This is a genomic window from Leisingera sp. XS_AS12, assembly GCF_041224635.1.
GTDB lineage: Bacteria > Pseudomonadota > Alphaproteobacteria > Rhodobacterales > Rhodobacteraceae > Leisingera.
On record NZ_JBGFGM010000087.1, the window covers coordinates 33,987 to 55,989 of the forward strand.

26 protein-coding genes are annotated in these 22,003 nt (G+C 64.7%); 13 read left to right on the top strand and 13 right to left on the bottom strand.

What is annotated here, in order from left to right; translation table 11 throughout:
* Positions 1-21: 21 nt before the first annotated feature.
* The 4 genes from AB9K35_RS08505 to AB9K35_RS08520 form a co-directional block, all read right to left on the bottom strand.
* Positions 22-513, bottom strand: coding sequence for a periplasmic heavy metal sensor (locus AB9K35_RS08505; protein WP_369925307.1), 492 nt, complete (start codon positions 511-513; stop codon positions 22-24).
* The gene (locus AB9K35_RS08510) at positions 510-929 is read right to left on the bottom strand and encodes a hypothetical protein (RefSeq protein WP_369925309.1); all 420 of its coding nucleotides are present in this window, start codon (positions 927-929) and stop codon (positions 510-512) included. The genes AB9K35_RS08505 and AB9K35_RS08510 overlap by 4 nt, the downstream gene beginning before the upstream one ends.
* Positions 922-1,509: an RNA polymerase sigma factor gene (locus AB9K35_RS08515; RefSeq protein WP_369925311.1), complete on the bottom strand. Its 588-nt coding sequence runs from the start codon at positions 1,507-1,509 to the stop codon at positions 922-924. The genes AB9K35_RS08510 and AB9K35_RS08515 overlap by 8 nt, the downstream gene beginning before the upstream one ends.
* Positions 1,510-1,576: 67 nt before the next feature.
* Positions 1,577-2,056 carry an EF-hand domain-containing protein gene (locus AB9K35_RS08520; protein WP_369925313.1) on the bottom strand — a complete coding sequence of 160 codons (480 nt, stop codon included), beginning with the start codon at positions 2,054-2,056 and terminating at the stop codon, positions 1,577-1,579.
* A gap of 250 nt (positions 2,057-2,306) precedes the next feature.
* On the opposite strand from AB9K35_RS08520, the gene AB9K35_RS08525 reads away from it, so the two are divergent.
* A complete protein-coding gene (locus tag AB9K35_RS08525) occupies positions 2,307-3,038 on the top strand; it encodes an NUDIX domain-containing protein (RefSeq protein WP_369925315.1) in 732 nt (243 codons plus the stop codon).
* Between the two features lie 20 nt (positions 3,039-3,058).
* Here AB9K35_RS08525 and AB9K35_RS08530 read toward each other — a convergent pair whose 3' ends face one another.
* Genes AB9K35_RS08530 through AB9K35_RS08540 form a run of 3 tightly spaced genes read right to left on the bottom strand, consistent with a single transcriptional unit; the run spans position 3,059 to position 5,117 of the window.
* Positions 3,059-3,961, bottom strand: coding sequence for an EamA family transporter (locus tag AB9K35_RS08530; RefSeq protein WP_369925316.1), 903 nt, complete (start codon positions 3,959-3,961; stop codon positions 3,059-3,061).
* Positions 3,962-3,979: 18 nt separating this feature from the next.
* A complete protein-coding gene (locus AB9K35_RS08535) occupies positions 3,980-4,918 on the bottom strand; it encodes a fatty acid desaturase (protein WP_369925318.1) in 939 nt (312 codons plus the stop codon).
* Positions 4,911-5,117 carry a DUF2061 domain-containing protein gene (locus AB9K35_RS08540; RefSeq protein WP_369925320.1) on the bottom strand — a complete coding sequence of 69 codons (207 nt, stop codon included), beginning with the start codon at positions 5,115-5,117 and terminating at the stop codon, positions 4,911-4,913. The genes AB9K35_RS08535 and AB9K35_RS08540 overlap by 8 nt, the downstream gene beginning before the upstream one ends.
* A 113-nt stretch (positions 5,118-5,230) precedes the next feature.
* On the opposite strand from AB9K35_RS08540, the gene AB9K35_RS08545 reads away from it, so the two are divergent.
* Positions 5,231-6,094, top strand: a complete 864-nt coding sequence (locus tag AB9K35_RS08545) for a helix-turn-helix domain-containing protein (RefSeq protein WP_369925323.1) — start codon at positions 5,231-5,233, stop codon at positions 6,092-6,094.
* Between the two features lie 150 nt (positions 6,095-6,244).
* On the opposite strand, the gene AB9K35_RS08550 is transcribed toward AB9K35_RS08545, so the two are convergent.
* The 4 genes from AB9K35_RS08550 to AB9K35_RS08565 form a co-directional block, all read right to left on the bottom strand.
* Positions 6,245-7,003, bottom strand: a complete 759-nt coding sequence (locus AB9K35_RS08550; protein ID WP_369925325.1) for an SDR family oxidoreductase — start codon at positions 7,001-7,003, stop codon at positions 6,245-6,247.
* Entirely contained in the window at positions 7,000-8,475 is a 1,476-nt protein-coding gene (locus tag AB9K35_RS08555) for a carnitine 3-dehydrogenase (RefSeq protein ID WP_369925327.1), read from the bottom strand. The genes AB9K35_RS08550 and AB9K35_RS08555 overlap by 4 nt, the downstream gene beginning before the upstream one ends.
* 12 nt (positions 8,476-8,487) lie before the next feature.
* Complete coding sequence (locus tag AB9K35_RS08560; protein ID WP_369925329.1) at positions 8,488-9,048, bottom strand: lipocalin family protein; 561 nt, start codon at positions 9,046-9,048, stop codon at positions 8,488-8,490.
* Between the two features lie 81 nt (positions 9,049-9,129).
* Positions 9,130-10,047: a 3-keto-5-aminohexanoate cleavage protein gene (locus AB9K35_RS08565; RefSeq protein WP_369925332.1), complete on the bottom strand. Its 918-nt coding sequence runs from the start codon at positions 10,045-10,047 to the stop codon at positions 9,130-9,132.
* A 133-nt stretch (positions 10,048-10,180) separates the two neighbouring features.
* On the opposite strand from AB9K35_RS08565, the gene AB9K35_RS08570 reads away from it, so the two are divergent.
* Positions 10,181-11,170 carry a GlxA family transcriptional regulator gene (locus AB9K35_RS08570; protein WP_222455776.1) on the top strand — a complete coding sequence of 330 codons (990 nt, stop codon included), beginning with the start codon at positions 10,181-10,183 and terminating at the stop codon, positions 11,168-11,170.
* Positions 11,171-11,319: 149 nt separating this feature from the next.
* Here the strand turns inward: AB9K35_RS08570 and AB9K35_RS08575 are convergent, their stop codons facing one another.
* A complete protein-coding gene (locus AB9K35_RS08575; RefSeq protein WP_222455775.1) occupies positions 11,320-12,363 on the bottom strand; it encodes an aldo/keto reductase in 1,044 nt (347 codons plus the stop codon).
* Between the two features lie 121 nt (positions 12,364-12,484).
* Here AB9K35_RS08575 and AB9K35_RS08580 point away from each other — a divergent pair, with 121 nt between their 5' ends.
* The 4 genes from AB9K35_RS08580 to metG all read left to right on the top strand — a co-directional run bounded on the left by AB9K35_RS08580 (position 12,485) and on the right by metG (position 16,890).
* Complete coding sequence (locus tag AB9K35_RS08580) at positions 12,485-12,886, top strand: rhodanese-like domain-containing protein (RefSeq protein WP_369925335.1); 402 nt, start codon at positions 12,485-12,487, stop codon at positions 12,884-12,886.
* 89 nt (positions 12,887-12,975) lie between these two features.
* Complete coding sequence (locus AB9K35_RS08585; protein ID WP_369925336.1) at positions 12,976-13,746, top strand: hypothetical protein; 771 nt, start codon at positions 12,976-12,978, stop codon at positions 13,744-13,746.
* Positions 13,747-13,842: 96 nt separating this feature from the next.
* Positions 13,843-15,066, top strand: a complete 1,224-nt coding sequence (locus AB9K35_RS08590) for an MFS transporter (RefSeq protein WP_222455772.1) — start codon at positions 13,843-13,845, stop codon at positions 15,064-15,066.
* 105 nt (positions 15,067-15,171) lie between these two features.
* Positions 15,172-16,890: a methionine--tRNA ligase gene (gene metG / locus AB9K35_RS08595; RefSeq protein WP_369925338.1), complete on the top strand. Its 1,719-nt coding sequence runs from the start codon at positions 15,172-15,174 to the stop codon at positions 16,888-16,890.
* Positions 16,891-16,973: 83 nt separating this feature from the next.
* On the opposite strand, the gene AB9K35_RS08600 is transcribed toward metG, so the two are convergent.
* Entirely contained in the window at positions 16,974-17,870 is an 897-nt protein-coding gene (locus AB9K35_RS08600; RefSeq protein WP_369925340.1) for an MBL fold metallo-hydrolase, read from the bottom strand.
* A 94-nt stretch (positions 17,871-17,964) separates the two neighbouring features.
* Between AB9K35_RS08600 and AB9K35_RS08605 the strand changes: the two genes are divergently transcribed.
* From AB9K35_RS08605 to bfr, 6 genes are all read left to right on the top strand, one after another.
* Positions 17,965-18,768, top strand: a complete 804-nt coding sequence (locus tag AB9K35_RS08605; RefSeq protein ID WP_369925342.1) for a LysR family transcriptional regulator — start codon at positions 17,965-17,967, stop codon at positions 18,766-18,768.
* A 326-nt stretch (positions 18,769-19,094) separates the two neighbouring features.
* Entirely contained in the window at positions 19,095-19,265 is a 171-nt protein-coding gene (gene hemP / locus AB9K35_RS08610) for a hemin uptake protein HemP (protein WP_008554566.1), read from the top strand.
* A gap of 10 nt (positions 19,266-19,275) precedes the next feature.
* Positions 19,276-19,764 (top strand): hypothetical protein, encoded by a 489-nt coding sequence (locus AB9K35_RS08615; protein WP_369925345.1) that lies wholly within the window; start codon positions 19,276-19,278, stop codon positions 19,762-19,764.
* A gap of 26 nt (positions 19,765-19,790) precedes the next feature.
* Positions 19,791-21,059: an imelysin family protein gene (locus tag AB9K35_RS08620; protein ID WP_369925347.1), complete on the top strand. Its 1,269-nt coding sequence runs from the start codon at positions 19,791-19,793 to the stop codon at positions 21,057-21,059.
* 207 nt (positions 21,060-21,266) lie between these two features.
* Complete coding sequence (locus AB9K35_RS08625; RefSeq protein ID WP_369925565.1) at positions 21,267-21,560, top strand: bacterioferritin-associated ferredoxin; 294 nt, start codon at positions 21,267-21,269, stop codon at positions 21,558-21,560.
* Positions 21,508-21,996 carry a bacterioferritin gene (gene bfr / locus AB9K35_RS08630; protein ID WP_222455765.1) on the top strand — a complete coding sequence of 163 codons (489 nt, stop codon included), beginning with the start codon at positions 21,508-21,510 and terminating at the stop codon, positions 21,994-21,996. The genes AB9K35_RS08625 and bfr overlap by 53 nt, the downstream gene beginning before the upstream one ends.
* Positions 21,997-22,003 lie beyond the last annotated feature (7 nt).

A 22,003-nucleotide genomic window follows, 5' to 3' on the forward strand; every position in this document is an offset into this window, starting at 1 on the left:
CGAAACAGTTTCCTGCGATTGTCAGGGCCGCTTTGCGGCCCCGCGGGCAAAGCGTTCCGCCACCCGATCAGCGAAGTCCTGCCGCTCCTTCGGCGCCATCTCCGCGAGCTTGCGCACCCAGGCGTTCTGGAGCTTCAGGTGAAAATCATGCCGGGCGTCCGCCTGTTGCCGCAATTCCGCCAGCAACGCCTCCGCATCAAAGGTGTCCTTGCGCAGGATCGCAATCACCCGCTCGGCCTCGGCATGACGGCGCTGCACATAGCTGCCGTGCGGACCGCCGGCTTCCTGCCGCAGCTGCCTGCGGGTGTCCCGGTCCAGCTCACGAAAGATCATCGCCCCCACGTCTGGTGGCCGGTGCCAATTCTTCTTTTGTCCGGCATGACGCAGTGCCGCCCCCGCGGCGAGGCCAATCACCGCTAGGTTCAGCGCCAGCGACGCTGCCAGCAGCAGTTTCACCCAGCGGCGCATTCCGGTTCTGGCACCGTTTTTCGGGGCCCCGTCCTGTTCGCTCATTGCATATCCTCGCTCAGCACCATGGCCATTTCATATCCGTCGAAGGGCATCCCCTGGCTGTCGGCGTCCAATCCCGCCAAGGCCACCGGATCGGGAATGAAGGACGGCGGCGACAACCCCAGCCACAGGCCCGCCGCACTGGCCATGGCAAACCCGCCGAATGCAGGCCAACCACCGACCGCATTCAACAATTGCCGCCAGCGCCCAAGACCTTCACGCGTATTTCGCGGCGCCAACGCGGCGGCCGTGCCATCCGGTTGCTGCGCGGCCGCATCGTCAAGGATTGCCGCGGCCAAATGCGCTGGAAGCGCCGGACGGGCGGCACGTGCCGTGGCGAACAGTTCGTCCACATGCGCGAGATCGGCCGGGTCCTCCCGCCCGTGTGTGATCGGGTCTGCCTTGTCCATGTCAGCCATCGCTATACCCCAATTCTGCGCGCCGCCCGTCCAGTGCCGCAGCAAGCGCCCTCTTACCGCGGGCGGTGAGACTTTCCACCGCCTCGACAGTGATTTCCATGATGGCGGCGATCTCCGGGTTGGAGAGTTCCTCCAAGTGCCGCAGCACCACCGCCTGGCGTTGTCGTTCCGGCAACCTCATCAGCGCACCCTGCAACGCGTCCTGTCGCGCCGTCTCCTGCATCCGTTCAGCCGCAGACTGCCCCTGGTCCGGCGGTTCCGGCACCGCATCGAGGTCCACATGCCCGCCACGGGCGCGCCGCTTGCGGTCGATGCACAGGTTCATCGCCACCCGGTACAGCCAGGTCGAGACTTTCGCCGCTCCGGGCTGCCAGTCGGGTGCCATCTTCCACAGCCGCAGCATCGCCTCTTGCGTGACGTCTTCGGCCTCGGCATGGCTGTTCATCACCCGCATCGCGACCCCGTAGACCCGCGGCGCCAGACGCGTCGTCAGCTGCGCCGCAGCGCGCTGGTCGCCGTTGGCATAGAGCCGCAACAGCGCATCGTCCGAAAGCTTGTCGCTCGCCTCCGCCGCCGTCATGGCTGCCGGCCCCCGAGATGGGGTCCGGCGCCTTTGTATTTGCGCCTTGTCCAGCACTGGTCAGCGATCAGTTCTGCTCCGTCTTGGTCCCGTCAGCCCCCGGCGCGTGACGATGCTTGCCACCGCGATGCATCCGGGCTTCCTCAAACTCCTGTTTCGAAATGCCCCCGCTGCCATCACGGTCCATACGCTCGAACATACGGGCGCCATCGCGCGGCTTCGGCATCTCGCCCTTACTCAAACTGCCATCGCCGTTCTTGTCAAAGCGTTCCAGCATCCGCGCCGCGCGCTCTGCGGCCTTGGCGCTGGCCTGCGCCTGCAGCTCGTCCAGCGACAGAAGGCCGTCACCATTGGCATCCGCGGAGGCAAAGCGAGCCTGTTTGTGCGCCTGCAACTCGGCCTGGGTGACCTCACCGCTGCCATCTGCATCGAGTTCTTCAAATGACATCTTCGGCCCGTGGTGCGGCCCGCCCTTGGCCAAGGCCACCCCGGAAGCGGTGGCGCAGGCGACGGCTACAATCGCGGCGATGAACGTGTTGTGTTTCATGTCATCTTCTCCTTGTCCGATCGGCAGCTCCGTGCTGCCCGATGCCCAAGAAAAACGCCGCAGCTTCGCCGTTCCGTCGAAAAAATTCCGCCTGCGATTTGCACCGCCCGACGCCCGGGGGTTACCCCAGGCCATGCAGCGCGGCGAAGGGCGGATTTCGCGATTGGCTGGCGCACCGCTTCGCGCTACCGTCGGCGCCAAGGCAAGGGCCGCTCGCGTGCCGCCCGGCAGACAGAAAGAAAAACCAGACATGACCGACCGCGCTCCCTACGGACAGACAACCACCGACAAGACAGCCATCCGCAACGCCGCAACCGTCATCGCAGTTCGGGGCCGCATGGGGGATGACCCACAGGTGCTGATGGGGCAGCGTGGCGCCAAAGCGGCCTTCATGCCCAACAAGTTCGTCTTTCCTGGCGGCGCTGTGGATCTCGCGGACCAACAGGTGCCGCTGGCCTCGCCACTGCCGGACCTCTGCCGCCAGCGGTTGTGCGACCATGCGCCGACGGATGTGCAACATGCCCTCGCGGTGGCCGCCGTGCGCGAGCTGTGGGAGGAAACCGGTCTGATCCTGGGTGAGCCCGGCACCTGGCCCGGCGAAGTGCCTCCGGATTGGCACAGCTTCGCGGCCACTGGCCATCTGCCCTCGGCGCGGGCCATGCAATTCGTGTTTCGCGCGTTGACACCTCCGGGCCGGCCGCGTCGGTTCGATGCCCGTTTCTTCCTGGTGGATGCCGATCAGATCAACGGTGATCTAGATGACTTCTCACGCGCATCGGACGAGCTGTCCCACCTACAGTGGATCCCGCTGAGCGCCGTCCGCAGTTTCGATCTGCCCTTCATCACCGAGGTGGTTCTAGCCGAAGTCACCGCGCGGATCCGGGACGCCGAACCGCCGGGCAGCGTTCCATTCTTTCAGAACCACGATGAGGCCAGCCTGTTTTTGCGCCTGAAAGGCTACCCGATGCCGGCGGATGGCTGATCCCAACCGCGCTGCGTTGGTTACCCAGCCAGCACCAGCGCAAGGATCGACAGCACCAGCAGCGCCATCCCCAGCATCTCGCGTCGGGTCACGGTCTCCTTGAAAAACAGCACCGAGGCGAGCAGCGACAGCAGCAGCTCCACCTGGCCCACCGCCTTGACATAGGCTGCGTTCTGCAAGCTGAAGGCCCAGAACCAGCAAAATGAGCCCGCCATGCTGGTCAGGCCGACCCAGACCGCGACACGTCGCGCCGCCCATACACGGGCGATCTCACCCGGCTGCCGCAGCCCCAGCCAGGCGGCCATCAGCACGGTCTGAAGGCTGACCACGGCTGCCAGCGTGACCGCAGCGCGCACGGCAGGCTCCAGTTCCGGTAGCTGCAAGGATGCGCCGCGGTAGCTGACGGCGGAACAGGCAAATAGCACGCCCGAAGCCAGCCCCAGCAGCGCCGCGCGATGTGTCAGGTGGCGCCACCCCGCGCCGACAGCATCAGGCGCCCGCGACAACACCAGGACGCCGCCCAACCCGATCAGGATGGCCACCCAGCCCCACAGGCTGACCGGATCGCCGAGCACCACGAGGCCAACCAGTGCGGTCTGAACAACTTCGGTCTTGGTGAAGGTGATGCCGACGGCGAAATTGCGCTGTTTGAACAAGGCCACCGTGCAGATCGTGGCCAGGATCTGCGCGGTACCGCCGAACGCCACAAAGGCCCAGAACAGCAGCCCCAAGGCAGGCAAGGCGGTGCCGCTGATCCCCAGGTAGACCGCCAGCCCACATAGAATGAAAGGGGCCGAGTAGACAAAGCGCGCAAACGTTGCTCCGCCCGGCGACAGGGTGACACTGCTGAGGATCTTCTGCAGCATGAAGCGCACGGTTTGAAACGCGGCCGCGGCAATCGAGACGGGTATCCAGGCTATCATAAGCCTGCTTATGGGCGATTAATCCCGCGGCGACCAGAGCGGATGCGGCACCGGGTCCTTGGCGCGCAGCAGGAAGCGGCGGAAAACCTCGGCATAGCTGCGGTAGACATAGCCGCCGTTGGCCCGCAGGAACCGCCGCCGCTCGGCCCGGTAGAGCCGCGGCAGCGCGTACCAGGGCACGCCCGGATACATGTGATGGACCAGATGCAGGTTGTTGTTCAGGAACAGGAAGGCCAGCGGCCCTCGATCCTCGATCACCACGCAACGACCATGCACGGCTTCGTGGGCGCGATGCTCCAGGAAGGTACGGATCTTCAGCAGCCCCAGCCCCAGATAGGCGCCTCCCAAGGCCACCCACATGGGGGCGGGCGACAGCCAGACGACGCCCAGGACGCCGACCAGCCCAACGCCATGCAGGATCCAGTCGCGCAGCACCCCCGACTGCCCAGCGCGGATCAGCCGCCAGTCCGATGCCATGAAACGAACCTGACCGATCAGCGGTCCGAGTGTCACGCGTCCCAGCAACGTGTTGTTGACCTGCAGCAGGTAGCGCCACCAGCGCGGTAGACGCGCCCAGACCTGCGGGTCCTGGAAATTGCTCTCCGGGTCGTCATACGGATCGGTGAGGCGTTCGTCCCTGTGGTGTGCAAGATGGGTATCGCGAAACCGCCCGTAGGGGACCGCCAAGCTGAGCGGCAGGAACATCAGCGCCTCGTTGAGCCAGGCTCGGCGGAAGGGATGGCCATGCAGCGCCTCATGACTGAGCGATGAATGCAGCGCGCTGAGACCGCCCAGCGCCAGAACGGCCACCAAAAGGCTGACCTCAGGCAGCAGCCAGAGCGCGGCCAGCCAAGCCGCGTAACAGAACAAGATCAGTGCCAGCGTGCCCCACTCCACCCCGCTTGGCAGATAGTCGGCGGGCCGTTTGGTATGGATACCGCGAACCGGGTCAGCCATCGCGCCGCCCCCATGCAACCCGGGCCCAGGCGCGCTCGTAAGCCAGGTAGGTGGCAAAGCCGATGGAGGTGTTCAGTAACGCAAGCCCCCCCCCCTGTCGCAGCGACCCCGTCACGGCAAACCCGGCCAGCGTCATCACCGCCAGCCCGATGGCATTCCACAAAAGCGCCTTCACCACTGATCGGCTACGCGTCTCCATATACCCTCCTGCTTTCGATGTTGGTTTTGCAGGAAAAGGATAAGGCGCAGCCCTTATGTGCAGAATTCCGAATGTAGTTAACAAAAAGAGACGATTGTGATATTAATCAACAGATGCGGGAAATAGTCGACAAACGCCTGCGCGCCGCACAGTTTCGCCAGCGGCTGAACCGCGCCTTGCAGGACAGCGGTCTCAGCCAAAGCGCGCTGGCCCGCGCAACGGGGGTGGATCGGTCCACCATTTCGCAACTGCTGAGCGATGCAGGCGCGCGGCTGCCCAATGCGCACGTCGTCGGTGCCTGCGCCGCGGCACTCGGGGTTTCGGCGGATTGGCTGCTCAGCCTGTCGGATCGTCCTGAAAGCGCGGCAGAACTTCTGGCTTCCAGCCTGAGCCTGTCCGAAGCCCCGCGCGCACTGGTGGATGAGCGCATCTTTGAATGGCACCAGGAGGCGCTTGGATACAAGATCCGCCATGTGCCTGCCGCCCTGCCCGACATGCTGAAGACACGCGCCCTTCTGGAGTGGGAATACGCACCACATCTGGGGCGAACCGCCGACCAGGCCATCGGTGCCTCCGAGGACAGGTTGGCCTGGATGCGGCAGTCGCCATCGGACTACGAAATCGCGATGCCGCTGTACGAGCTGGACAGCTTTGCCCATGCGGTCGGGTATTACGAAGGGCTGCCGCTGGACATCCGGCTGGAGCAGCTCTGCCAGTTCGAACGCCTGTGCGAACAGCTATACCCGCGCCTGCGCATCTACCTGTTTGACGCCAAGCGGCTGTATTCCTCGCCGATCACCATCTTCGGCCCGCTCCTTTGCGTATTCTATGCCGGTACGCATTATCTGGCGTTTCGCGACAAGGAGCGGGTCAGCACCTTTACCAGCCATTTTGACAACCTGGTGCGGGAGGCCGACATCACCGCCCGGCAACTGCCCGGTCGGCTCAGGGCGTTACGGGCCGCGATTGGCGGCTGACCCTACAAACCGACCGGTCTGCACCCCAATGGCCTGGGTGGCGGAACTGTCGGCCGAGGCGTCGGCAGACAGACCAGGCCCTGACGGCTGATCCACCCCCTTGCCATGGGCACCACCGGCAGGCGGACGGTTCCGCCCGCCGGATCGATCCTACACCTTGGGGTCCGGGTTTACCGTATGCCCGTCCACGGCGATCACCTGCCCCGAGACCAGCCGGGCGGCATCCGACGCCAGAAACACCGCCATATTGGCAATGTCGCGCGCTTCGACAAAACGCCCCATCGAGGTGCCGGAGGCATAGCCCTCATAGACCTGATCCCGGGTCATGCCCTTGGCCGCGGCCTCGCGCTGCAGAACCCCTTCCATGCGCGGGCCTTCGACGGCGCCGGGGCAGATGGCATTGGCCCGGATACCAAAGGGGCCAAGCTCCATCGCCAACGTCTTCATCAGGCCGATGACGGCCCATTTCGCCGCGGCATAGGGCGCGCGGTTGGGATAGCCGTATAGCCCCGCGGTCGAGGACGTCAGCACCATGGCCCCGGAGCCGGCGGCCTTCATCATCGGGGCTGCATGTTTGGCGGCAAGAAACGCCCCCTCGAGGTTGACACTGACGCAGGCGCGCCAGTCGTCCAGCGCGATGTCCTCGACCCGTGCGGTCGGCCCGGCGATACCGGCATTGGCGCAAAGCGCATCCAATCCGCCCCAGGTCTCGTCGATCGCAGCAAACAGCGCCGTCATGCCCGGCTCGTCGGTGACGTCCACCACCGTTGCGCGCCAATCCGACGGAATATCCGCAAGGCTGGCGGCATCCACATCCGTTACCCAGACCTGGTGGCCGGCCGCTGCGAATGCTGTCGCCATTGCCCGACCGATGCCGGAGCCACCGGCGGTGATCAACACCCGGCTCATCTGGCAGCTCCGATCGCGCGTCCCAGCCCATCAGGCGCAGGCAAGGCCGCATGCGCCTCTGCCAGCGCGACAAGATTGGCCTCCACATGCGGTGCCGGCGGGGCCGAGCGACGGGTTTTCAGATCTACATGCAGCAGCATATGCTCCCCCGTTGCGAGCAGGCGCTCGCCCGAGAACATCTCGTGCCACAGGTGCATCTTCTTGCCCTGCCCCAGGATCACGCGGGTGCGCACCTGAATGGGATCGCCCGCATGCACCTCGTCGAGGTGGCGGATGTGGGTCTCGGCGGTAAAATAGCTGCCGCCATTGGCGATATACTCGGCATCGCAGCCGATGATCTCCATCAGCCGGTCGGTGGATTGCGCGAAGGCATCCAGATAGCGGCTTTCGGTCATGTGCCCGTTGTAGTCGGTCCAGTCCAGCGGCACCACGCGGTTCAGCGTCTGCACCGGCTGGGTGATGTCGTCGACCTCCGCCATGCTGCGAGCAAGCCCCGCCTCGCCCATGCGGGCAGCGTCATGGGCGTTCTGCAGCGCCCCTGCCCCCCAGTCGTTGGCGCCCAGCGCCCGCATGATTCCAACCAGGTTGTCGTCGCGGATCCGCTCCAGCTCGCGGATCGAATACTGGCCCGATTGCGCATCGGACTGGCCCGCGATCAGCTCGACCAGCTCATCGTTGTATTCCGGCACATCCATCAGCTTGGTCCACGGCCAGCTGAGACAGGGGCCGAACTGCGCCAGGAAGTGCTTCATCCCGGCTTCGCCGCCCGCCACCCGGTAGGTCTCGAACAGGCCCATCTGCGCCCAGCGGATGCCAAAGCCATAGCGGATGGCGTTGTCGATCTCTTCCGTGGTGGCGATGCCGTCCTTGACCAGCCACAACGCCTCGCGCCAGACCGCCTCGAGGAAGCGGTCGGCGACATGGGCGTCGATCTCCTTCTTCAGATGCAGGGGATACATGCCGATGCCGGTGATGATCTCCTTGGCCTTGGCAATCACCTCGGGGCTGTTGGCCTCGGTGGTGACCACCTCCACCAGCGGCATCAGGTAGACCGGGTTGAAGGGGTGTGCCACCACGATCTGCGCGGCATTGGCAAAGCCGTCCTGCAGCTGCGAGGGCTTGTAGCCAGAGGTGGAGGACCCGATGACGGCGCCCTGCCCCACATGCTGCTGCAGCTCGCCATAGACTTTCTGCTTCAGCTCCAGCCGTTCCGGCACGCTTTCCTGCACCCAGTCCGCGCCCTCGACAGCCTCGGCGATGGTGGCGTGCCAGCTCAGCTGGCCTTCGGCGGGCAGCGCCACGTTGCCCAGCCCCGGCAGGCTGCGTCGCGCGTTGTCCAGAACCGCGCCGATCTTGCGCCCGGCCTCCGGGTCGGGATCGAAGACCCGCACGTTCCAGCCATTCAGCAGGAACCGCGCGGCCCAGCCGCCGCCGATAACCCCACCGCCGATGATTGCAGCCGTCTTAGTCATTCACCTTGATCCTCAATTCTGGGGTACCATCTTCAGCGCCCTGATGTCATAGCCATTGCCGCGCAGGACCGATTTCGCTTCGGACAGCTGTTCTGCGCTGATCTCGGGGGACCTGGCCAGGATCCAGCCCTGCTTGCCATTGGGTGTGCCGACCACGGCCACCCGGTAATCGTCATCCACATCCAGCACCCAGTAGTCGCCCCAGGTGAACGGCAGGAAGCTCAGCCAGGGGACAAAGTTGACCTCCAGAATGCCCGGCGCGACAACGCGCGCTTTGCCCTCCGCACTCTCAGCGGGGCCGTCGGGTGCTCCTTTGCGGCAGGTATTCACGACCTTGATGCGCCCCTCTGGCAGCGCGCTGTATTCCGCCGTGACGCCCTCGCAGCCCTTTTCGAAATCGTTGGGAAACCGGGCGATTTCATACCATTTGCCCAGGTAGCGGGAGAGATCCAGGCCGGTCTCCACCGCCATCGGCACGTCAGTGTCGCGATAGCCCTCCGCCATAGAGGCTGACGGCAGGGCAAAAGCCGCGAAGGAAAAGGCAAGGGCAGCACGGGTCATTGGGCCGGTCATGAATTCAGTCTCCAGGGGCAGGAATTGGGGGGATAGGCTCCACCCCGCAACGCCTGCTTCCAGCACAAGTTCCGCCGCAGCCTATTTCGACACCGGCGCGCGCTTCACCAGTCCCAGCTTCTCGCGGACCTCATCCGGGCCGATCACCCGCGCGCCCATGTTGGTCACGATGTCCGCGGCACGCTCCACCAGCTGCCAGTTCTGTGCCAGTTCGCCCTTGCCCAGCCACAGGTTGTCCTCCAGGCCGACACGCACATTGCCGCCCGCCAGCACCGCCGCCGCTGCGTAGGCCATCTGGTTGCGCCCCAGCGAGAACGCCGAGAAGGTCCAGTCGTCGGGCACGTTATTGACCATCGCCATGAAGGTGTTCAGATCATCCGGCGCGCCCCAGGGCACCCCCATGCACAGCTGCACCAGCGCGTTCGGCTCCAGCACGCCTTCTTTCACCAGCTGCTTGGCGAACCACAGATGGCCGGTATCGAACGCCTCGATCTCCGGCTTCACGCCCAGATCGGTCATCATCTGCCCCATGGCGCGCAGCATGCCGGGCGTGTTGGTCATCACGTAGTCGGCTTCGGCAAAGTTCATGGTGCCGCAGTCGAGCGTGCAGATCTCGGGCAGGCATTCCGCCACATGCGCGACGCGGGCGCTGGCGCCGATCATGTCGGTGCCAGCGTCCTGCAAAGGCAGCGGGTTTTCGGTGTCGCCAAACACCATGTCGCCGCCCATGCCCGCGGTCAGGTTCAGCACCACGTCCACCTCGGCATCACGAATGCGGTCGGTCACCTCGCGGTACAGAGCCAGATCGCGCGAGGGGACGCCGGTCTCGGGATCGCGCACGTGGCAGTGCACCACCGCGGCGCCTGCCTTGGCCGCGGCGATGGCCGACTCGGCGATTTCCTTCGGGGAGCGCGGCACATGCGGGCTGCGGTCCTGGGTGCTGCCCGAGCCGGTCACGGCACAGGTGATGAAGACCTCGCGGTTCATTTCCAGCGGCATTTTTCTTCTCCCGTCGATGTACAGGGTTTTGCCCCGGGTTATCCCCAGGCTCCTCCCCAGATTCCGATTTGCGCTAAGACCCACTGTGCCGCAGCCTCGTGAAACACAGTTTACACTAGGCGAATCGAAGTTGATGAAATCCGCAAAAAACATCCTGCAACCGGAGCACCGGCCGCTGAAAACCGCGGTTCTCGTGCTGGACGAATGCAACACCCTGTCCTTCGCGGCCACCGTCGACCCCATGCGTGCGGCGAACCGGCTGGCAGGGCGCGCGGCCTTCGACTGGGATTACATCAGCGCCACCAACGAACCGCCGATGCTGACCAGCGGGCTGACCGTGCCCAGCATCCCGCTGGCGCGGCTGGAGGGCTGCGAGCTGCTGATCGTGGTTGCGGGCTTTCAGCTGGCGCGGCATGCCACGCCGAGCCTTCTGGCCGGATTGCGCCGGATCGCCGCGACCGGAGCCACCATTGCGGGCATCGACGGCGGCCCCTGGTTGCTGGCAGAAGCGGGCCTGCTGGACGGGCACCCGGCCACCACCCATTGGGAAGATCTGGACAACTTCGCCACACGCTTCCCTGAGGTGGATGTCCGCACCGACCGGTTCACGGTCTCCGAGGCCCGCATGACCTCCGGCGGCGCGACACCGGCGATCGAAATGATGCTGCATATCATCGGGGCCCGTCACGGTGCGGGATTTGCCTCCCGCGTTGCCGGCCTGTTCCTCTACGATGGCCCCGCCGCCGAGCCGCGTCCACAAAGCCGCCTGGGCGGCCACAAGCACAGCGCCCTGACCGCGCGCGCCAATGCCTTGATGGAGGCTTCGCTGGATGAGCCGCTGCCGCTGTCGCAGATTGCCGAGACACTGGGCACCAGCCCGCGCAGCCTGCAACAGCAGTTCCGCCTCAAGCTCAACACCACGCCGCAGGACCACTACCTGCAGCTGCGTCTGGCCGAGGCCCGCCGCCTTGTCACCGACACCAACCTGCCGCTGATGGAAGTGGCAATGGCCACCGGCTTTTCATCGCAATCGAGTTTTGCCCGTGCCTTTCGCACGGCCCATGGCACCTCCGCGCGGGAACTACGGCAGGAGCGGGAGCAGGAACGCCCCACCGCGCACTGAGTGCGCAGGCCCGACCGTCTGCCTGCGCTGCGTCAGCAGCGCCGGGCCCAACCGGCCAAGGGCATTTCAATGCCCGCCGGACGGGCGGGAGCCGCGCCCCGCCCGCCCTGAAACGATCGGCTACTCAGGCGCGACCTAGGCGGTCAGCCTCAATACGGCATCGGGTGGGCGCGGTGCGCGGCATTGATTTCATCCAGCACCTCCTGGCTCAGCTCGACCTCCACGGATTTCAGCGCATGCTCCAGTTGCGACAGCCGGGTGGCGCCGAAAATGGCCGAGGCCATGAACGGTCGGGTCCGGCACCAGGCCAGCGCCATATGCACCGGATCCAACCCGTGCCGGGCCGCAATATCCAGATAGGCATCCACCGCCGCATAGACCCGCGGCGTGTCACGTCCACCAAGGTCGGTGTTGATCGTCTTGCGCGAGCCCTCGGGAAGACCGCCCTCCTGGTACTTGCCCGTCAGCAGCCCGGTGGCCAGCGGCGAAAATGCCAGCAGGCCCACATCCTCATTCACGCTCAATTCGGCCAAGTCGGTGTCATAGAGGCGGCAGAGCAGCGAATATTCGTTCTGGATTGAGGCCACCCGCGGCCAGCCCATCTCCTCGGACAGGCGCAACCACTGCGCGGTTCCCCAGGCGCTTTCGTTCGACAGGCCGAAGGCCCGGATGGTGCCGCGGTCAACCTCCTTCTGGAGCGCCTGCAGGCAGTCTTCCATGTTGGCCAGCGTTGCAGCGCGGTCCTGCTGGGACGGATCATAGTCCCAGTTCTTGCGGAACATGTAGCTGCCGCGGTTGGGCCAGTGAAACTGGTAGAGGTCGATGTAGTCGGTCTTCAACCGCTTCAGCGAGGCTTCGATGGTGGGCGCGATGGTCGCGGCCGAGATCGGCGCGCCGCCGCGGACGTGCTGCATGCCTTCGCCGGAATGTTTGGTCGCCAGGATGTACTCAGCGCGCCGCCCGGTCGCGGCATTCCAGTTGCCGATAATGCGCTCGCTGTCGCCGATGGTCTCGGCTCGAATGGGGTTGACCGGATACATCTCAGCCGTATCCAGAAAGTTCACGCCCTGCGCCAGAGCCATGTCGATCTGCGCATGCGCCTCGTCCTCCGGTGTCTGGGTACCAAAGGTCATCGTGCCCAGGCACAGCTCGGACACCATGATGCCGGTGCGGCCCAACGGGTTCATTTTCATAACTCGGTTCCTCTGATGCAGAATTGGCCGCGACCTTATGCGGATGCCGCAAAAGTGCAACCCGCTTGCGTCTGAGCGCCAAAACGGCCAGCCTGCCAGCCGAAAAACAGGAGGAGACCCGATGCCACAGACCATCACCAAGGGCATCAAGGCGCTGCTGGCCGAAGCCAACGACAGGGTCGCCACCCTGTCGGTCGCGCAGGCAAAGCAGGCCCATCAGGACGACGCCTATGTCTTCGTCGACCTGCGCGACATCCGCGAGCTGCAGCGCAGTGGCATGATCCCGGGCGCGTTTTCCTGCCCGCGCGGCATGCTGGAATTCTGGATCGATCCCGACAGCCCCTACCACAAGCCGATCTTCAACCAGGACAAGACATATGTGTTCTACTGCGCCAGCGCCTGGCGCTCGGCGCTCAGCGCCCGCACCGCGATGGAGATGGGGCTGAACCCGGTCCTGCATCTCGAGGGCGGCTTTGGCGAATGGATGAAACAGGACGGCCCGGTGGTGCCGCGCGAAGGCTGAGCCGCGACCGGGCGTGCCTTGCCATGGCGCATGTGGGGCAGGACTTCAGGCATGTTGAGAACAAAAAGCGAACAATGTAAACTGGCGATATGCCGACTCACCTGCTTGTCCCTCGCCGCCACGCACCCCGCCCCGCCTTGCAGCTGATGGAGGGGGTGGCGCTGGCACATGGCCGCCTGCATGAAGTCTGCGGTCCGGCCCGACATCGATTTGCACTGTGGCTGGCAGCCGCGGCGGCACCGGGAGCGGTGCTGTGGCTACCCAGCCCCCGCGGCGACCAACGGTTGAACCCGGACGGGATGGCGCATCTTGCCAGCCCCGCCCGGCTGCTGTTCGTTCAGACCTTGCGGAGCGAACAGCAGCTCTGGGCAATGGAAGAAAGTCTGCGCAGCGGCGCCGTGGCGCTGGTGGTGGCCGAGACAGATGACCTGCCCAGCATGACCGCCGTGCGGCGGCTGCATCTGGCGGCAGAGAACGCTGGCCATGGCAGCACAGACAGCGCGCCCGCGCCGCTGGGCCTGCTGCTGACCCCCGGCGAAGGCGGCGCGCAGGGCATCGAAACCCGTTGGCACCTGGCCCCAGCCCATCACCTGGCAGCCACCGCCTTGCTCTCTGCGGTCTCCGATCCGCCCGCGCCGCATCCGGCCCGACCAGCAGCCCCGCAACGTTCCACCGACGCGCCACCCGGTTTGCAAGACTGCTGGCGGTTGCAGCGCCTGCGCGCCCGCATGCAGCCCCCCCGCGACTGGTTGGTGAGCCAATCCGGCAACAATCCCCCAGTGGCGTTGCATCGCCCCCCAGACCCACCGCCTGCGCCCTGCGCCCCCCGTCACCCGGCACCACAGGCGGAACGCGCCTAGCCCCCGACGGGGCCAGAGCGAAACAGGGACAAATACGACGCGAGATGGCGAATTTCGACTGGCATTCCTGCTGCAGCCTGTCATGGTCAGGCCATTATGCGCCTGATCGTCTCCTTTGCCGCCCTATTCGTTTCCGTCATTCTGTTGCAGCTCTCCACTGGCGGCGTTGGCCCGCTGGATGCGATCTCCGGGCTGACGCTGGGTTTCACCAAGGAACAGATCGGCCTGTTGGGGTCGGCGCATTTCATGGGCTTTTTCGTCGGCTGCTGGTGGGCCCCGCGACTGATGGGCAATGTCGGCCATTCCCGGGCTTTTGCCGCGTTTACCGCACTGGGCGCCATCGGCCTTATCGGACATACGCTGACCCAAAGCCCCTACCTCTGGGCGCTGATGCGCGCCGCCTCCGGTCTCTGCGTGGCAGGCGCCTATACGGTGATCGAGGCCTGGCTGAATGCCAAGGTCACAAATGAAACCCGCGGTCGCGCGATGGGCACTTACCGGATCGTCGACATGGGCGCGTCATTGGCGGCGCAGCTCATCATCGCGGTGCTGCCCCCTGCTGCCTATGTGTCCTACAACCTTCTGGCGGTGCTGTGCTGCGCGGCCCTGATCCCGCTCACCCTCACCAAGGCCAACCAGCCGGAGACGCCAGACGCGCCGCGCCTGCGGCCGGACCTGGCCTGGCGCTGTTCACCCTTGGCGGTGGCCGGGGTCATCGTGGCCGCGCTCAGTTCCGCCTCCTTCCGCATGGTCGGCCCGGTCTATGGCCGCGAGGTCGGGCTGGAAGTCGGCCAGATCGCCTTTTTCCTGGCCGCCTTCGTGCTGGGCGGCGCGCTGGCGCAATATCCGCTGGGCTGGCTGGCCGACAAATACGACCGCCGCTGGGTGTTGATCTGGCTCTCCGCCGCCGCCATTCTCAGCTGCGGCGTGACCATGGCCGCCAGCGGCACTGGCACCACCGGGGTGATGCTGGCCGCGGTGTTCTTCGGCTTCACCACCTTTCCGATCTTCTCGGTCTCGGCGGCCCACGCCCATGATTTTGCGACCTCCTCCGAGCGGGTCGAACTGGCGGCCGCGTTGATGTTCTTCTTTGCCCTCGGCGCAATTGCCAGCCCCTATGTCTCCTCGGCGCTGATCAGCGCCTATGGCCCAGCCGCGCTGTTTGCCTATGTCGCCTGCGGCCATCTGTTGCTGATCGTCTTCGGGCTGAGCCGCATGAAAGTTCGGCCGACGCCGGAAGAACGCACCCCCTATGTCTACGCGCCCCGCACGTCCTTTATCATCGGACGCCTGCTGAAGCGGGCCCGACAGCGGCGCTGAGCGACAGCAGGACAGCCCTTATTTCAAGGGAAACTCACCACCGGGGTTTTCGCCGTGCGCGCCATGCGCTAGACGGGCCACTGACACATTACCTGGATGGACGGCATGGCACGCATTCTGATTACTTCGGCGCTTCCCTACATCAACGGGATCAAGCATCTGGGCAACCTGGTGGGCAGCCAGCTGCCCGCGGATCTTTACGCCCGCTACAACCGCGGCCGCGGCCATGAGGTGCTGTTCCTTTGCGCCACCGACGAACACGGCACCCCGGCCGAGCTGGCTGCCGCCAAGGCAGGCAAGCCGGTCGCCGACTACTGCGCCGAAATGCACGAGGTCCAAAGCCGGATCGCCGACAGCTTTGGCCTGTCTTTTGATCACTACGGGCGGTCGTCCAGCCCGCAGAACCACGCGCTGACCCAGCATTTCGCGGGCAAGCTGGAAGAGGCCGGCCTGATTACCGAAGTGTCGGAAAAGCAGGTCTACTCCAACGCTGACGGCCGCTTCCTGCCGGACCGCTACATCGAGGGCACCTGCCCCAACTGCGGTTTTGAGAAGGCCCGCGGCGACCAATGCGAGGAATGCACCAAGCAGCTGGACCCAACCGACCTGATCAACCCGCGCTCGGCCATTTCGGGCTCCACCGATCTGGAGGTCCGCGAGACCAAGCACCTGTTCCTGCGCCAATCCGCGATGCGCGACCAGTTGGACCAGTGGATCGACAGCAAGACCGACTGGCCGGTGCTGACCACCTCCATCGCCAAGAAATGGCTGCACGACGGCGACGGGCTGCAGGACCGCGGCATCACCCGCGATCTGGACTGGGGCGTGCCGGTCAAGAAGGGCGATGCCGACTGGCCGGGCATGGAAGGCAAGGTCTTCTACGTCTGGTTCGACGCGCCGATCGAATATATCGCCGCCGCCGGAGAATGGGCCGAGGCCAACGGCAAGACCGACGCCGACTGGCAACGCTGGTGGCGCACCGACAAGGGCGCGGACGATGTGAAATACGTCCAGTTCATGGGCAAGGACAACGTGCCCTTCCACACCCTGAGCTTCCCGGCGACCATTCTGGGCTCGGGCGAGCCGTGGAAGATGGTCGACCACCTCAAGTCCTTCAACTACCTGAACTACGACGGCGGCCAGTTCTCAACCTCGCAGGGCCGTGGCGTGTTCATGGACCAGGCGCTGGAGATCCTGCCCGCCGACTACTGGCGTTGGTGGCTGTTGTCCCACGCGCCGGAAAGCTCGGATTCCGAGTTCACTTGGGAGAACTTCCAGCAGTCGGTGAACAAGGATCTGGCGGATGTGCTGGGCAACTTCGTCTCCCGCATCACCAAGTTCTGCCGCTCCAAGTTCGGCGAGGAAGTCCCCGCAGGCGGCGAATACGGTGAACAGGAACAGGCCCTGATCGACGAGCTGACCACCCGCATCCGCGCCTATGAGGGCCATATGGAGGCGATGGAGGTGCGCAAGTCGGCGCAGGAGCTGCGCGCGATCTGGGTAGCAGGCAATGAATACCTGCAATCCGCCGCGCCCTGGTCAGTGTTCAAGACCGAGCCTGAGCGCGCCGCCGCGCAGGTACGCCTGGGCCTGAACCTGATCCGGCTCTATGCGGTGCTGTCGGCGCCCTTCATTCCGCATGCCGCAGACACGCTGATGGCAGCGCTGAACTCGGATGACCGCAGCTGGCCCGACGATGTCGCCGCCGCCCTGTCGGCGCTGCCCGCAGGCCATGGTTTCACCGTACCGGACGTGCTGTTCGCGAAGATCACCGATGAGCAACGCGAAGACTGGCAGGCGCGGTTCGCAGGCACCCGCAGCTGACCTTAGGCTTCGCCGTAGCAGCATGAGACATTAAAAAGGCCGCCCCCGGGGCGGCCTTTTCGTTTGCTTGCACTTGCGTTTGCCTACAGGGAGATCGCCTCCCCCTCCTGCGGCAGCAGCAGCTGCCAGCGGGGCGCCAGTCGACGATGCTCGACCTGCAGGACCTCCGGCCCTTCGCGGTAGAGCTCGTAGGTGGAGTGATGCACCGGCAACACGGATAGGGCCGCGATGCGGTCAGCAAATTCGGCGGCCTGCACACCGGTCATGCTCAGCAGTCCCAGCGCGCCCGCGCCGCCGACCGCACCGATATGCGGAATGAACAGATCCGCAGCCGACTGCCCCGCCAGCGCATCGGCCACCGGATCGGCATGAAAACTGTCGCCCGCCCAGTAGATCCGCTGCAGTCGTCCGTCACTCTCGACCTCGATCACGTAACCATTACCCAGCCCCAAAATGGCTGAGATCTGCGGGTTCTGTGAATGCACCGCCGGTACGGCGGTGATGGTGACACGCCCCTGCGGCGCGTCGAACTGCCGGGCGGCGCCATGGCGCAGAGGTTGCGGCGCAAAACCTTTCTCTGCAAGCCCCGGTGCATCATGCTCTGGCGCGATCATCGGCAGTTGACGATCCAGCCAGGCCTGCGCCTTCTGGTCAAAGTGATCCTCATGCGCGTGGCTGAGCAGGACCAGATCATACGCGTCATGCCCCAGTCCCGGAAAGGGCGTCAGCCGCGCATGCGGCTTGACCTGCGGCCCCTTGGCCAGGTCGAACATCTCGTTCGGATCCCCCATCAGGAAGGCCTCCGGTCCCTCCCCGAGGCACGGATCACAGAGGATGCGCAAACCCGCCGCCTCGATCTCCAGCATGGCACTGCCCAACCAGCGCACACGCAAGGGATCTGCCGCGCTCCGCGCCACAGCAGGCATCAAACCTGCCGCGACCCCGGCCCCGGCAAGTTTCAGAAAATCACGTTTTTTCATCGAGCTCTCCGTTGTCACTTCTTCCGAAGTAAGGCTTGGGGCGAGCACGAAAAATCCGCATAATATCGAACAACTAGAACGGAAAAGTCGCATAATGAGCCAGTTGCAGCATATCGAAACCTTTGTGGAAGTGGCCACGCAGCTGAGTTTCGCGGCAGCCGCCCGCCGATTGGGGATCCCCCCCTCGACCGTGACAACGCGGGTCCGCGCGCTGGAGGACTCCCTCGGCGTGCGCCTGCTGGAGCGCTCCACCCGCAACGTGGCGCTGACCTCGGAAGGGGCGATCTACCTGGACAGCTGCCGAACCGCGCTGGACGCGCTTGCCACGGGGCAGGAGCAGATTTCGGCGACCAGCAGCCTGTCCGGCCCCCTGCGCCTGTCCGTCCCGGTCGCCTTCCCCATGGCGCAGTTGGCCGATCTCTGCCGCAGATTTCTGCAGGAGTATCCGCAGGTCACACTGGATATATCGGTTGAAGACACGCCGGTTGATTTCGTTCGCGACAATGTCGACCTGGCGCTGCGCGGCAACCACCCCGGCGGCGACGGCACCCTCGCCCGTCTGTTGACCCGCACCCCAGTGGTGCTGGCAGCCCTCCCCGGGCGTCTGTCGGACGAGAGCCTGCCGATACTCGGCCCCCTTGCGCGCCACCTGCCAAGCCCCGACCTGCCGGGCACGGCCCGCTGCACCTCCTTCGCACTGGCGCTGGAACTGGTCGCGCTTGGCATGGCCCGGGCCTGTCTGCCGACCTCCCTTTGCGACGGTCGCGGGCTGGAGCTGGGACCAGTTCCCCAAGGGGTGCCGGAAACACTGGCCCTGTATCTTGCCTACCACGACCGCCGCCACCTGCCGCGCCGCGTAAGATTATTCATGGATTTCCTGATCGCGGAATTCGCCTGACCTGTGGCGTCGCCGTTAAACATCCGGACTGCCACAAAACTTATTCCTTATTAAAAAAGTCGGATTGACATACCCGATTAAATAAATCAGGAATACGGCATCCAGCCAGCCTGACTCGTGTCGGGCGAGCCCGAGTGAGCCACAATCAACCGAGATCGCCCGATGCCGAGCAGAGACAGCCGCAACTGCGGACCGACTGTGACTGACCTGGAAGCCGAAGACAGACGCCACATCTGGCCACAGGTCTTTGCCGCCTCCGGTACCCTCTGCGGCTTTTGTCTGGAATGGCTTCTGGACCGGGCGGAATTCAGCAATGGGCGGAAGTCATGAACCAGATCGCATCCAAGCCGGTGCCTACCACCGCGACCACCGAAGTTTTCCCGACCTACCACGCCGAAGACCTGACCCGCGGCGGCGTACAGGCCCGCATCCTGCTGAACGGGCAGATCTATTCGCTGCGCATCACCCGTGCAGGCAAACTGATCCTGACCAAGTGAGCGCGCTCGAATGACCTCCGCACAGCCCCAAGCCAAACCGTCGCGCGGCGGCATCACCGTCGGCACCCTGTCGGAATTGCCGCCACTGGAGGCCGGCGCGGTGATCTATCTGCGACACTGGTTTTCCAGCGCCGAGACGCGGGCCCAGATGCGTCGCGATTTCGAGGTGAATTTCGGCCCCGGCCTGGCCGAAGCCGCCTTTGAGGCCTTTGGCTACCTGTGCAACTTCTGCGTCACCCACGGCCGTCGTCCGCTGGTGCGCCATGGCATGAGCTGCAATTGCCTCGGCGCGGATGAAAACTGCTTTGCCAATCTCCTTGCCGCCGCGGCGGATGGCCATGAAGAGGACACGCAAATCCTGGCCTCGCTGATCGTGCAGCCCCGAAAAGCCCGGGAGCTGGCCCGGCTGGCCGACGATTGCAGCACCTTCCTGCAACAGATCACGGGCGCCCCACCGCTTGCGCGGGCAGCCCACCCGATGACCGCCACACTTCATTGAAATACAATAGACCAAGGACTTAGCTGATGAAAAATCTGTTTCTCGCGGGCACTGCCCTTGCCGGTCTGGCCTTCGGCACGACCGCCGCTTTTGCCGCCGACAAGGCCGCGGTGCTGACCAATTACGCAAACATCGCCGAGGCGAAATACCAGGACAGCCTGATCACCGCCAAGGCGCTGAAAGCCGCGGTAGACGCGCTGGTCGCGGAGCCTTCCGCCGAGAACCTGCAAGCCGCCCGCGCCGCCTGGCTGGCCGCTCGCGTCCCCTATCAGCAGTCCGAGGTGTTTCGCTTTGGCAATGCCATCGTCGATGACTGGGAAGGCAAGGTAAACGCCTGGCCGCTCGATGAAGGACTGATCGACTATGTGGATGCCTCCTATGGCGGTCCGACCGAGGAAAACACCCTCGCAGCACTGAACGTCATCGCGAACCCGCAGTTTGAACTCTCCGGCAAGACCATCGACGCGACGGAGATCACCCCGGAATTGCTGGAAAGCGCCCTGCACGAGGCAGACGGGGTCGAAGCCAATGTGGCAACCGGGTATCACGCCATCGAATTCCTGCTGTGGGGCCAGGATCTGAACGGCACCGAGCACGGCGCAGGCGACCGCCCCTGGACCGATTACGCCGATGGTGATGCCTGCACCAACGGCAACTGTGATCGCCGTGGCGACTATCTTAAGGCAGCCACCGATCTGCTGGTCTCCGATCTGGAATGGATGGCCCAGCAATGGGGCAGCGATGGTGCCGCCCGCACCACCCTGCTGGCAGACGAAGACGCCGGCATCACCGCCATGCTGACCGGCATGGGGTCGCTGTCTTACGGTGAAACCGCCGGTGAACGCATGCGCCTGGGGCTGATGCTGAATGACCCCGAGGAGGAGCACGACTGCTTCTCCGACAACACCCACAACAGCCACTACTACGATGGCCTGGGCGTACAAAACGTCTACCTGGGGGAATATGTGCGGGTGAACGGCGAACTGGTGTCTGGCGCGTCGCTGTCGGACCTGGTGGCCGCCAAGGACGCCGATCTGGACGCCGAGATGCGCAGCAAGCTGGCCAACACCATGCAGGCGCTGGGACGGATCAAGACCGCGGCCGAGGCCGGTCTGTCCTATGACCAGATGCTGGCGCAGGGCAATGCCGCGGGCGAAGCCCTTGTGATGGGGGGCGTCGACGGGCTGATCGAGCAGACCCGCACCATCGAGCGCGTGGTGAGCGCACTGGAACTGGAGGACGTCGCCATCGAAGGTTCCGACAGCCTCGACAACCCCACGGCTGTCTTCAACTGATCTCGGCGGCCGCTCAGCGCGGCCACGAACCACCCTGCAGAGCGGCCAAAACCGGTCGCTCTGCCTCCCGCCCCGAGCGGAAAACTGCCGCCACCAAGCGATAACCGAGTAAATCACTCTGATTAACACTTGTATTCCGACTGTTTTAATCGGAAAAAACGGAGACGGAATCATCCCCCCCGGCCACCCGGAACAAAGGTGAGCAGCATGATCATTTGCCACTGCACCCATATCAGCGATCACGACATTCGCGCTGCGATCAACTGGATGCGCAAGGCCGATCCCCAGACCATTATCACCCCTGGGAAGATCTATCACGCATTGGGAAAAACCGCCGATTGCGGTGGGTGCATGCCGCTTTTCCTCGACACCATGCGTTCCAGCAGTAAGCTGGAAGTACCTGCGCAGTTAGCGAATTTGCGCGAGGCAACACATCGGGAGAAAGATCATGCAGGGCGACCCCAAGGTCATCGATTATCTCAACAAGGCGCTGCGCCATGAGCTGACCGCCGTCAGCCAGTACTGGCTGCATTACCGGATGCAGGACGACTGGGGCCTGGGCAGCATGGCCAAGAAGAGCCGCGAAGAATCCATCGAGGAAATGGAACACGCGGACAAGCTGATCGAGCGGATCCTGTTTCTGGGCGGGCACCCCAACCTGCAAAAACTGGACCCGCTGCGGATCGGCCAGACCCCCAAGGAAACCCTGGAATGCGACCTTGCCGCGGAGATCGAGGCACGCGCGCTCTACAAGGAAGCCCGCGAGGCCTGCCACGACGCGGGCGACTATGTAACCATGAAACTGTTCGAGGAATTGATGGCCGACGAGGAAGGCCATATCGACTTCCTCGAAACGCAGCTTGAGCTGCACGACCGGATCGGTGCGGAAAACTATGCCCAGCTCAACGCAACCAAGATGGAAGAAGTCGAAGACTAACCTCGCA

Bases quoted from the DNA above. Each gene is read 5' to 3' on its own strand.
- AB9K35_RS08505 (WP_369925307.1), bottom strand. From the start codon at position 513: ATGAGCGAACAGGACGGGGCCCCGAAAAACGGTGCCAGAACCGGAATG.
- AB9K35_RS08510 (WP_369925309.1), bottom strand. From the start codon at position 929: ATGGCTGACATGGACAAGGCAGACCCGATCACACACGGGCGGGAGGAC.
- AB9K35_RS08515 (WP_369925311.1), bottom strand. From the start codon at position 1,509: ATGACGGCGGCGGAGGCGAGCGACAAGCTTTCGGACGATGCGCTGTTG.
- AB9K35_RS08520 (WP_369925313.1), bottom strand. From the start codon at position 2,056: ATGAAACACAACACGTTCATCGCCGCGATTGTAGCCGTCGCCTGCGCC.
- AB9K35_RS08525 (WP_369925315.1), top strand. From the start codon at position 2,307: ATGACCGACCGCGCTCCCTACGGACAGACAACCACCGACAAGACAGCC.
- AB9K35_RS08530 (WP_369925316.1), bottom strand. From the start codon at position 3,961: ATGATAGCCTGGATACCCGTCTCGATTGCCGCGGCCGCGTTTCAAACC.
- AB9K35_RS08535 (WP_369925318.1), bottom strand. From the start codon at position 4,918: ATGGCTGACCCGGTTCGCGGTATCCATACCAAACGGCCCGCCGACTAT.
- AB9K35_RS08540 (WP_369925320.1), bottom strand. From the start codon at position 5,117: ATGGAGACGCGTAGCCGATCAGTGGTGAAGGCGCTTTTGTGGAATGCC.
- AB9K35_RS08545 (WP_369925323.1), top strand. From the start codon at position 5,231: ATGCGGGAAATAGTCGACAAACGCCTGCGCGCCGCACAGTTTCGCCAG.
- AB9K35_RS08550 (WP_369925325.1), bottom strand. From the start codon at position 7,003: ATGAGCCGGGTGTTGATCACCGCCGGTGGCTCCGGCATCGGTCGGGCA.
- AB9K35_RS08555 (WP_369925327.1), bottom strand. From the start codon at position 8,475: ATGACTAAGACGGCTGCAATCATCGGCGGTGGGGTTATCGGCGGCGGC.
- AB9K35_RS08560 (WP_369925329.1), bottom strand. From the start codon at position 9,048: ATGACCGGCCCAATGACCCGTGCTGCCCTTGCCTTTTCCTTCGCGGCT.
- AB9K35_RS08565 (WP_369925332.1), bottom strand. From the start codon at position 10,047: ATGCCGCTGGAAATGAACCGCGAGGTCTTCATCACCTGTGCCGTGACC.
- AB9K35_RS08570 (WP_222455776.1), top strand. From the start codon at position 10,181: ATGAAATCCGCAAAAAACATCCTGCAACCGGAGCACCGGCCGCTGAAA.
- AB9K35_RS08575 (WP_222455775.1), bottom strand. From the start codon at position 12,363: ATGAAAATGAACCCGTTGGGCCGCACCGGCATCATGGTGTCCGAGCTG.
- AB9K35_RS08580 (WP_369925335.1), top strand. From the start codon at position 12,485: ATGCCACAGACCATCACCAAGGGCATCAAGGCGCTGCTGGCCGAAGCC.
- AB9K35_RS08585 (WP_369925336.1), top strand. From the start codon at position 12,976: ATGCCGACTCACCTGCTTGTCCCTCGCCGCCACGCACCCCGCCCCGCC.
- AB9K35_RS08590 (WP_222455772.1), top strand. From the start codon at position 13,843: ATGCGCCTGATCGTCTCCTTTGCCGCCCTATTCGTTTCCGTCATTCTG.
- metG (WP_369925338.1), top strand. From the start codon at position 15,172: ATGGCACGCATTCTGATTACTTCGGCGCTTCCCTACATCAACGGGATC.
- AB9K35_RS08600 (WP_369925340.1), bottom strand. From the start codon at position 17,870: ATGAAAAAACGTGATTTTCTGAAACTTGCCGGGGCCGGGGTCGCGGCA.
- AB9K35_RS08605 (WP_369925342.1), top strand. From the start codon at position 17,965: ATGAGCCAGTTGCAGCATATCGAAACCTTTGTGGAAGTGGCCACGCAG.
- hemP (WP_008554566.1), top strand. From the start codon at position 19,095: ATGAACCAGATCGCATCCAAGCCGGTGCCTACCACCGCGACCACCGAA.
- AB9K35_RS08615 (WP_369925345.1), top strand. From the start codon at position 19,276: ATGACCTCCGCACAGCCCCAAGCCAAACCGTCGCGCGGCGGCATCACC.
- AB9K35_RS08620 (WP_369925347.1), top strand. From the start codon at position 19,791: ATGAAAAATCTGTTTCTCGCGGGCACTGCCCTTGCCGGTCTGGCCTTC.
- AB9K35_RS08625 (WP_369925565.1), top strand. From the start codon at position 21,267: ATGATCATTTGCCACTGCACCCATATCAGCGATCACGACATTCGCGCT.
- bfr (WP_222455765.1), top strand. From the start codon at position 21,508: ATGCAGGGCGACCCCAAGGTCATCGATTATCTCAACAAGGCGCTGCGC.